This is a genomic window from Arthrobacter sp. Sr24, from assembly GCF_054511175.1.
On the sequence record NZ_JBTNDB010000048.1, the window covers coordinates 1 to 8,278 of the forward strand.

6 protein-coding genes and 1 pseudogene are annotated in these 8,278 nt (G+C 62.0%); 2 read left to right on the forward strand and 5 right to left on the reverse strand.

All coding sequences use genetic code 11. From position 1 onward, the window contains the following. Positions 1 to 525: 525 nt before the first annotated feature. Complete coding sequence (locus ACX80D_RS17575) at positions 526 to 3,549, reverse strand: Tn3 family transposase (protein ID WP_459324158.1); 3,024 nt, start codon at positions 3,547 to 3,549, stop codon at positions 526 to 528. Continuing rightward, positions 3,550 to 3,885, reverse strand: coding sequence for a hypothetical protein (locus ACX80D_RS17580; RefSeq protein WP_459324159.1), 336 nt, complete (start codon positions 3,883 to 3,885; stop codon positions 3,550 to 3,552). A 109-nt stretch (positions 3,886 to 3,994) separates the two neighbouring features. On the opposite strand from ACX80D_RS17580, the gene ACX80D_RS17585 reads away from it, so the two are divergent. Further along, entirely contained in the window at positions 3,995 to 5,206 is a 1,212-nt protein-coding gene (locus ACX80D_RS17585) for an integrase catalytic domain-containing protein (protein ID WP_007273073.1), read from the forward strand. 104 nt (positions 5,207 to 5,310) lie between these two features. Here ACX80D_RS17585 and ACX80D_RS17590 read toward each other — a convergent pair whose 3' ends face one another. Both ACX80D_RS17590 and ACX80D_RS17595 read right to left on the reverse strand, forming a co-directional pair. Further along, the gene (locus ACX80D_RS17590) at positions 5,311 to 5,847 is read right to left on the reverse strand and encodes a dihydrofolate reductase family protein (RefSeq protein WP_007273071.1); all 537 of its coding nucleotides are present in this window, start codon (positions 5,845 to 5,847) and stop codon (positions 5,311 to 5,313) included. Positions 5,848 to 5,919: 72 nt separating this feature from the next. Then, positions 5,920 to 6,495, reverse strand: coding sequence for a hypothetical protein (locus tag ACX80D_RS17595; protein WP_007273072.1), 576 nt, complete (start codon positions 6,493 to 6,495; stop codon positions 5,920 to 5,922). Positions 6,496 to 6,658: 163 nt separating this feature from the next. Here ACX80D_RS17595 and ACX80D_RS17600 point away from each other — a divergent pair, with 163 nt between their 5' ends. Beyond that, the gene (locus ACX80D_RS17600) at positions 6,659 to 7,870 is read left to right on the forward strand and encodes an integrase catalytic domain-containing protein (RefSeq protein WP_007273073.1); all 1,212 of its coding nucleotides are present in this window, start codon (positions 6,659 to 6,661) and stop codon (positions 7,868 to 7,870) included. A gap of 146 nt (positions 7,871 to 8,016) precedes the next feature. On the opposite strand, the pseudogene ACX80D_RS17605 reads toward ACX80D_RS17600, so the two are convergent. Continuing rightward, positions 8,017 to 8,278: pseudogene (locus ACX80D_RS17605) on the reverse strand (TerC family protein); the annotation flags it as partial.

Below are 8,278 nucleotides of genomic sequence, written 5' to 3' on the forward strand. Positions count from 1 at the left end.
ACGGGAGTACTCCCCTTGATATAGACCAGAATACAACATGGCCAACCGGTCGTTGAGGCCGTGAGTCCAAGATCCAGGATTCACCCATCGAATTCTTGGCGATTATGGAGCATTGACATCGTCCGGGGGCCCACCAGAAATCTCCCGATAGCCGGGATATGAACCAGCAATCACGGGCATCTGGCGATGCGAAATCGGGGCGATTCAATACAGCACCAGGACGACGATGAGCGGCTCCCAGAGAATGGAGGCTCACGACCAAAGTAGCTATGGGAAGGAAGCCCCGGCGCCTAGGATGAGTAGAACACGGAATCTTTCAGTGCGAGATGGCACGAAAACGCTGGTGGTCAATGGAACCGGATTGTGCCTGACCTACACCAACCGCATCGTTCATACTGGTGGTATTCCGGCCACCTGGCGTCGCGACCTATAAGACTGACTGTTTTCTGATTGTTGCCACGGGAGTGGTGCCCCGGTCAGGGTTCCCTTGCGGGCGGGGATATGTTCAGGGAAATGTTGCCTCGTTTAAGTCTCCAGGTCCTCATCGGGGTTCCTCAATGGCCGAAGTTCCGTTCCTGTTGCGCCTGCAGTGAAAGAGTAGCGGCCCAGCATATTGATGTGTTCCGAGACCAGCGGCGACAGGCGTTGCACGTCCTCGTCTGCAACGTTGTGGCCGCGGTCGCGGAGCCCGGTGAGTGCGGCTTCCAGGTAGCGGGTGTTCCACAGGATGACGGCGTTCAGGACCAGGCCAAGGGCGCCGAGTTGGTCTTCCTGGCCTTCCCGATAGGACTGCCGTATCTGGCCCCTCCTGCCGTGGAAGATGAGTCTGGCCAGGGCATGCCGGGATTCCTGCACAGTCAACTGGGTATGGATTTGCCGGCGGTACCCCTCATCGGCATCGATGAAGTCCAACAGATGCTCGGTCTTGGCAATCCTCCCGTACTCCGCCAACGCCTTCCCGAGCAGCGTCGGTGCCCCGCCTCCCTGGGTGACCCGCAGGACTTCCGAGGCACGCACCGTCCCGGCAGTCAGGGACCCGGCAAGGCGGAGCATGTCCGGCCAGTTCGCCGTAATGAGATCCAGGTTGATCCGGTTGCGACCGGCCACCGCGTTCAGCTTCCCATAATCCGCCGTGGCGTCAATGCGCCAGAACCGCTGGTCAGGCAACCCTGCCAGACGGGGCGAGAACCGATATCCGAGCAGCGTGAAAAGCCCGAAGACCTGGTCCGAGTAGGAGGCCGTGTCAGTGGCGACCATCTCGGGGCGTTGGCCACCATCAAGATCGAGCAGCCCATCCAAAATATGCAGGGAATCGCGGACCGTTCCCGGAACCACGACGGCGCCCAAGCCGGAGACCTGGTCGTTGAGATAGTTCAGCCAGGTCAGGCCGCGGCCCTGGCCAAAGTAGCGCGGATTTGCCCCGGCATTGACGGTGGCCACCGGCACCACGAACCGCATCCCATCAACGGACGCCAGCAGGCCCGTGCCCCAGCGTTGCGCGAGTCCGAGACCGGACTGCGCCTGGATCAGCCGGGCGTTGGCCGCGCGCAGCGTATCGGCACGCACATAGTTTTGGTCGACGTGGCTCAGGCGTCCACGTGTCAGGGCGGGGTGGCCATCCCTTACCACCGGTGTAAGTCCGACGTTGCAGGCCTCGGCCACCAGGATGGCTGCGACGGAGACATCGAGCTGGCCCATCCTCGCGGAGGCCTCCGAGACGTGGCTGAATTCCGAGAGGAATCCCGTCCAGGAATGTACCTCCAGCAGCACATCGGGCAGGTCCACCCTCGGCAGCATCCCGGAGACCAACCCCCGCAACTGCGTCAGGGACTCCGGGACCGTCTTGGCCTCCAGAGGTGAGAGGTGGACTTTGCCGGCATCATCAATCCGTACCGTTGGATTGTCGGCCAACTGCTCAGCCGCCGCACGATAACGGGCATCAAGGCGGTGGCGCACACCAGCCAGATGCTCCGTTGGCTCTTCCGGCAGCTGGAGTGCCCTCAAGGTCTCTTTTTTGGTGGCCTGCCACACAGGATCGGTCAGCAACCGCGCCCGAGGGTCTCCCCAGCGCCGCCCGCCCACCACGAAGATGTCCCGGCGCCGCAGCGCCTTGTGGACGGCCACCGTCACTGCCACCGTGTAGGCCTTGCGGTCGATTTCCTCCGAAGCCGCGACAAGGCGCTGCCACGTCGGAGAGAGTACGGACAGATCAACCTCGGCAGGGTCTTTCTTGCGGCCGTCCAGAACTTCCGGCAGTGCCCTCAGCGCCGCCAACGTTGGCGTCCCGCCCGCGGTGGCCCCGAAGGGTGCCGCCGCGGCCAACGCCGGCAGGAACGAGCGCACGGTGGCGAACCGGCGCAGCATCTGCCCCGCGGTGTCAGCCTCGGCACCCTCGGGATTCACCACTTCGTTCACCACCTCCAGCGCGGCGCGTAGCTCGGACAAGGAAACCTGATCGGTCAGCACCGAGGCGGCCTCTGCGCCGGAATATTCCGTGTTGTCCAACACCTCGACCAGTGTTTTCGCGGCCTTCGCCAATTGCAGCGAGGCCTTGGACAAACGGGGCAGGGACTTCAACCGGGCGGCAGTGGATTCCCTGGTTGCCTTGCGCAGAACGCGTTCGTTGACAATGGCGTCCAGGGCATCACACAAATCATCGGCAACCTCCGACGTCAATGCGCGCACGGCACAAAGCAGTGTCGCACCCCGGCGCTGTCCCGATAGTCCTCGAAGCGATGAGGCCTTGCCCGCCAACCCGTAGCGGGCCAGGGCGTTCATCCGGCCCTCGGGGATCATCTCCACATCAATGGACCCGGCACCCAAGGACCGCAAGCGACCCAGCCGCTCCAACTGCCGCAACAATTCCGGCACCGAGACCCTCGAAGGCCCGGTCCGCAGCCGTTCCCACGCGGTCAACCGTGACCCCTCCCCAACGCGAAGCAGACCTTCCAATTCCAGAATCAATGCGGGGCCGGCCGCGTCCACCAGCATGGAATGGAGGCGGTCATTTGCTCCGGAGCGGACCTCTAAAACCAGTCGTGTCAACGTGGAGACGCCGGGGAGAAGGACCTTACGCTCACGCAGCCAGAGCACTGCCCGTTCAAACAAACGCACCGGGCCCTCCGACGAAGTCCAGGCCCGGGCCTCCAGAAACAGCCTCAGCTCTTCGTACCTGGCCGGATCGGAGAAATCCGCATACCCGTACTCGGTGGAGATTTCCGCGGCGTGCTCATACCCGGTCTGTCCCCGCTGCGCATACAGCTTGAGCACGGAAGCATCGGCAATGCCCAGCTGCCCGGCCAGGGATTCCACCACCGGCCACGGAACAGCCAATGGATCCGTCAAAAAACGTCCGACTACCCGCACCGTGATCAGTTGAACAGCAAATCCCAGGCGGTTGTGCATTCCCCGGCGGCGACCAACCACCGACAAATCGGCATCGTCCAACCAACAGAAACGTTCCAGGTCCTCCGCTGGTACCTCGTCGGGGAATCCGCCGAACCCTGCAACCTGCTCATCACTTAGAAAATCGACCGCCATGCCACCCATTCAACAGGCCGCTGACACCTTAGCGTGAATTTCCGGGCGATTCTTCCCCAGACCCCGATCCCGCTGGGCCGGGGTCAGGCGTTCGAAGGCTTCGCGGTGCATCTGCTCTATCTGGTGCGGATCGGCGGTTTCCAGGAGGTGGTCGTAGCGGGTGATGGCCGCCCGGTCGGCGTTGCTGATCTCCTCGGATGGAACACGCGAATCGGAGTGGTGCGACTGTGCACGGCACGCATCGGGGGAAGCTGGCCGGCGGCCGGCAGAAGCCTCGGTGGCGCGTCCGTCGCCGGTCAGGGTATCTGCTTCTGCTGCAGTGCGCACGATCGCGCGTTGACTCACTAGTAATGCTCGCGAAATGAGGTGCGTGCCTCATTTAAGAATGCTCGCGAAACTCTGGCCACCAGGGCGGGCAGCAGGCTGTGCTGGGGAGATGAAACAGGGGATATCGATGCACACCCGGCGAGAGCTCGTCAGCGGCTTCGCCGCCGAGTATGCGAAAGGGACCAAGGGACAGAAGGGCGTGATGCTCGACTACCTGTGCGCATCGACCGGCTGGTCAAGGGCCAACGCCCGCCGGCGTCTGGCCACGGAACTGCGTAAGCCCGCACGCGGGATTCCGAAGCCCCTGCCGCGGCGCAGGCCCCGCAAGTACGGGCCGGCGGCCCTCAAGCTCCTGGAACGAATCTGGACGCTTTCCGGAGAGCCCTGCGGGAAATACTTGGCTCCGATCATGGCCGACGAGCTCGAGCGTTTGGAACGCTTCGACGAACTCGGGACAGTGGCGGGACTGCTGACCGACGAGGTCAGGGACGAGCTGCTATCCATGTCGGCCTCCACGATGGATCGGTATCTGAAGCCGTTGCGCGCCGCTCGATACCCCTCGGCACTGTCCTCGACCAAGCCCGGGGCGATGCTGCGTTCGGAGATCCCGGTGCGGTGGTCGGGCACGCCCATGGAGCAGGAACCGGGGTTCTTCGAGATCGACACCGTCGCCCACTGCGGACACAGCCTCAAGGGCGAGTTCCTGTATTCGATCACCCTGACAGATGTGTTCACCGGGTGGACCGTGAACACGTGTGTGAAAAACCGTGCGCACAGCCATGTCGTGGCCGGGGTCGACCTGCTGGTCCGGTCCCTGCCCTACCCGATGCGGGCCCTGGATTTCGACAATGGCGGTGAATTCATCAACACCCAGCTCATCGAGTGGGCGCAGGAACGAAACATTGATCTGACTAGGGCGCGGGCGTATAAGCATAACGACAATGCGCATGTCGAGCAGCGAAATCGGGATTGGGTCCGTCGCCATGCCTTCAGGTTCCGCTACGAGGGTCCGGAGGAGATGGCCCTGCTCAATGAGCTCTGGGCGCTGGTGAACCAGCGCAAGAACCACCTGCTGCCGATGGTCAAGGCCAACGGCTACGGCACCGCACGTTCGGGTCGCAGGAAGCGGACTTATGACCGGCCGCGGACCGCGTACCAGCGCATCATGGATCTGGAGGCCATGGACCCGGAACATGCCAAGGCCCTGGCGGGCATCCACGGGGACCTGAATCCGGCGGCCATCACTCGCCGCATCAATGCCATCCAGAACCATCTCATCAACCGGGCCAAGATGCGCGCGCAGTCCGGGGATGCCCTATTTGGCGAGCAAATTAGTTGAGGCATGCGGGATTATTTCGCGAGCATATTGACATGAGGCAAGGCGGTGATCGATTCTGTGGATCACTTCCTGCCTGCGCGCGAGTCTGCGGCGGATTTCAAGATCTACGGGTGAGGCGTCTCTCGGAGTACCCGGTATCGAATGCAAATGAAATCGCGATTGCGAGCGTGGTCAATGATTTCGAGTTGCAGATTTCGCGGAAGGAGAGGCTGGCCGGAACCAAGTGTTACCGGCGCGAACTGTACCCAGACTTCGTCGAGTAGCTCAGCATCTGCGAACTGGCCAGCAAGGTCGCCACCGCCCACCACCCAAATATCTTTTCCCTGCGCAGCTAGGACGGCCTCTGCGTGAGCCTGCGTCACTGAACCCTGAACAAAGCGGATATCTGCGCCTTCTGGAACGGGCAGGTCGCGATGAGTGAATACCCAGACCGGCTGCTCGTAGCCCCACTCATCTTGGTTGCTCAGTAGCCACTCATACGTGGAAGCACCCATGAAGAGAGCGCCAATTCCTTTCACGAACTCTGGGTATGCCATGGGGCCTTCGAAATCGAAGTCCTGCTTGAACAGCCACTCAAGGGAATGCTCGGGGGTGGCGATGAACCCGTCGAGGCTTGAAGCAGTATAGAAGTGGGTGGTCATGGGAGCGCACCTTTCTTGCGATGTTCTGGAAATCAGGGTCAGAGTTCTGCATCATTGAGCGCAAGCCGCAAGTTATATGGATTCCTCGTCCCTTCGATGCCAGGCAAACCAGGCGACCACACAGAAGGCTGCGAGCATGACGAGGTCAGCGATGAACGCAACTGGGACAGATCGAGATATCCGCGCAACCGGGAACGCAGCCGCCGCAAATACCAACAACACAGCGCTCCAGCGGGGCGTGAGCCCGGTCCACCAATGCATTGCGCCCAAGGACAAAAGCGCGACCGGAAAGAGCGGTCCGGCCAGAATCAGCACAATAGCCACCGGGAGTGGGTAGATGTCGAAAGTAGCTAGCGAGCGAAACTCGGTGATACCGAACACACTCTCAAACACGCCTTGCAGCCCGAACGCGACGGTGCCGAACATGCCGATCAGCACCAGAAGCATCCATAGCCCCGACAGAAGGGGAAACCGGGGGCGGAGGGCGTTGTATTCCCCAATGAGTCCGTACACCCAGGGCACGGCGGCTATGGCAATGAGAAGCCCGCCGGTCACTCCATAGTGTCCGTCGATCCAGAAGAGCGGTGACAGGGCGAACAGCAAGGGTCCGATAATCAGACCAAGGCTTTCCAAACGGCGTACCACCATGCCCAAAGAGTAACACTGCCAAAGCTCTGGCGCTTAGCCGTCGCGTTGACTCACTAGTAATGCTCGCGAAATGAGGTGCGTGCCTCATTTAAGAATGCTCGCGAAACTCTGGCCACCAGGGCGGGCAGCAGGCTGTGCTGGGGAGATGAAACAGGGGATATCGATGCACACCCGGCGAGAGCTCGTCAGCGGCTTCGCCGCCGAGTATGCGAAAGGGACCAAGGGACAGAAGGGCGTGATGCTCGACTACCTGTGCGCATCGACCGGCTGGTCAAGGGCCAACGCCCGCCGGCGTCTGGCCACGGAACTGCGTAAGCCCGCACGCGGGATTCCGAAGCCCCTGCCGCGGCGCAGGCCCCGCAAGTACGGGCCGGCGGCCCTCAAGCTCCTGGAACGAATCTGGACGCTTTCCGGAGAGCCCTGCGGGAAATACTTGGCTCCGATCATGGCCGACGAGCTCGAGCGTTTGGAACGCTTCGACGAACTCGGGACAGTGGCGGGACTGCTGACCGACGAGGTCAGGGACGAGCTGCTATCCATGTCGGCCTCCACGATGGATCGGTATCTGAAGCCGTTGCGCGCCGCTCGATACCCCTCGGCACTGTCCTCGACCAAGCCCGGGGCGATGCTGCGTTCGGAGATCCCGGTGCGGTGGTCGGGCACGCCCATGGAGCAGGAACCGGGGTTCTTCGAGATCGACACCGTCGCCCACTGCGGACACAGCCTCAAGGGCGAGTTCCTGTATTCGATCACCCTGACAGATGTGTTCACCGGGTGGACCGTGAACACGTGTGTGAAAAACCGTGCGCACAGCCATGTCGTGGCCGGGGTCGACCTGCTGGTCCGGTCCCTGCCCTACCCGATGCGGGCCCTGGATTTCGACAATGGCGGTGAATTCATCAACACCCAGCTCATCGAGTGGGCGCAGGAACGAAACATTGATCTGACTAGGGCGCGGGCGTATAAGCATAACGACAATGCGCATGTCGAGCAGCGAAATCGGGATTGGGTCCGTCGCCATGCCTTCAGGTTCCGCTACGAGGGTCCGGAGGAGATGGCCCTGCTCAATGAGCTCTGGGCGCTGGTGAACCAGCGCAAGAACCACCTGCTGCCGATGGTCAAGGCCAACGGCTACGGCACCGCACGTTCGGGTCGCAGGAAGCGGACTTATGACCGGCCGCGGACCGCGTACCAGCGCATCATGGATCTGGAGGCCATGGACCCGGAACATGCCAAGGCCCTGGCGGGCATCCACGGGGACCTGAATCCGGCGGCCATCACTCGCCGCATCAATGCCATCCAGAACCATCTCATCAACCGGGCCAAGATGCGCGCGCAGTCCGGGGATGCCCTATTTGGCGAGCAAATTAGTTGAGGCATGCGGGATTATTTCGCGAGCATATTGACATGAGGCAAGGCGGATCGCACGCCAGTCTTTCTGGCCGGCGCTTTGGGGCTGATTCGTCGTACCGGACTTGTCCAGGGCTTACTGGGAGAGGCCGGTATGTTTGGCGAGCATGCTCATTTGGAGTCATCCTTCGTGGTGGAGGGGTCGCTCGGTGCAGGTGCAGCGGGACGCTTTTGGTTTCCGCGGGTCTTGAACAGGCTCGCGACGGTGGCCACGGTGATCGTGGCGGCAATAAAGATGAGGGAGAAGGAGATCGGGATTTCCGGGATCCACAACAGCGGCTGCCCGCCGTTGATGAAGGCAATCTCATTGACGTGCAGTGCGTGGAAGACGAGCTTCACGCCAATGAACGCCAGGATGACGGCAAGGCCTTGG

Bases quoted from the DNA above. Each gene is read 5' to 3' on its own strand.
- ACX80D_RS17575 (WP_459324158.1), bottom strand. From the start codon at position 3,549: ATGGGTGGCATGGCGGTCGATTTTCTAAGTGATGAGCAGGTTGCAGGG.
- ACX80D_RS17585 (WP_007273073.1), top strand. From the start codon at position 3,995: ATGCACACCCGGCGAGAGCTCGTCAGCGGCTTCGCCGCCGAGTATGCG.
- ACX80D_RS17590 (WP_007273071.1), bottom strand. From the start codon at position 5,847: ATGACCACCCACTTCTATACTGCTTCAAGCCTCGACGGGTTCATCGCC.
- ACX80D_RS17595 (WP_007273072.1), bottom strand. From the start codon at position 6,495: ATGGTGGTACGCCGTTTGGAAAGCCTTGGTCTGATTATCGGACCCTTG.
- ACX80D_RS17600 (WP_007273073.1), top strand. From the start codon at position 6,659: ATGCACACCCGGCGAGAGCTCGTCAGCGGCTTCGCCGCCGAGTATGCG.